1 protein-coding gene is annotated in these 1,447 nt (G+C 37.6%); it reads left to right on the forward strand.

The features are described 5' to 3' along the window. Window positions 1–271: zinc ribbon domain-containing protein (locus ACP5L5_RS11700; protein ID WP_428764003.1), on the forward strand; the 271-nt coding region annotated here is incomplete at its 5' end. Between the last annotated feature and the right edge of the window lie 1,176 nt (window positions 272–1,447).

Here is a 1,447-nt window from a genome sequence, read left to right on the forward strand (position 1 = left end):
TAAGGCTAACCTGGTTAATGAAGCGTACACTAGCAAGGCATGCTCAATATGCGGTGAGGTTCACGAGAAGGGTAGAGTGCATAGGGGACTCTACATATGCCTAAAGACAAACAAGGCAATAAATGCAGACATTAACGCATCAATAAACATAGCGAGAAAAGTAGGCTATGAAGTAAAGGTTAGGCACAAAACATTAAGCTTTCAAGTAACATTAACCCCTCGCCAGAGGGCTAACACCCAAGACCCCCAACATAGAAACCCCACCCCCTAAAGGCGGGGAAGGGGGTCATCAGCATGAATCTGCCTCTTAATGTAGTTAACCTCCTCATCCCTACCAAATAATTCACTCCTAGATTCCTTAGGATATAGGCTGAAGAGCATACCCTATTCAGTAACTGAATACCCCTATTTATAAATTATTGCAAAACATCACCCACTAACAACCTAGCTGGTCACGTAAGGATATTCAGTTACTGAATAGGGTATTGTTCAATTAAGGCAATGATTAGTTTAATAATAGGTTCCGTCTAAGGAGATCTATGACTCGACCCAGACTTCATTGAGATTTACCAAGCTAGTACTAAATTAGAATATTAATCTCTTTATGGCGGCGAGGAGGGAAGATTAGTGCACGTATTAATCCGTAAATTATGGCTGCGGCCAAGTTAATTAGCGTGTCTTCAATTTCAATTATATATGTTAATGTGGGTTTACTAAGCCTTAGCATGAGCCATACTAAAGGCGATTTATGAATCAAGGCTGGAATAACTAATATAAAATTAACTAAGAGACCAACTAAGAGACTAATAGCTATAATCGCGAATATAATCTCATCTAACCTAATCTCATCGAATCGTGAAGAATTGTGACTCCCTGATATAATGACCTCCATATTCCATATATAGTACCGATACTACTATTCCTATTAACCTTACTACCAATACTAAATCCATCTTAAATTAACTTTTCACCATCTGACTTAATAACTAGCGTTTAAAATAATAATTGTTAAATCATTGATTATTAGCCATGGTTTCGCAGCCACCAATTGAAGAGTAATGCCTAATATAGCATTACCCCACATTCAAAGCCAGCCAGTAGCCGCTGGACCCTGAAATTAACCTAGCCTTTATTTAAATACCTACTACCTCGTAAATCATCACTGCCTCTGCTAAATAGTTATAATATTTTTACAAAATTACTCTGCATTATAAAATTAAATAATAGATATTTTATCAATCATTGTATTAGTAAAGCTTAAAAGGTAACTTTAGTGTGAAAGGATTAGTGATGCCTGTGGGCATCATTGAGGGGGTTTTGGGTGAGTAGTAGGTCAAGTGTTGGGGTTGGGGTTACAGTTATGGCTGCTGTTGTTATTGGGCTCTTAATGGGTTATTACATAAAACCCTCGGTTACATCAACCTCAATAGTAACATTAACCTCAACG

This window comes from Vulcanisaeta sp., from assembly GCF_049966235.1.
Classification (GTDB): Archaea; Thermoproteota; Thermoprotei; order Thermoproteales; family Thermocladiaceae; genus Vulcanisaeta; species Vulcanisaeta moutnovskia.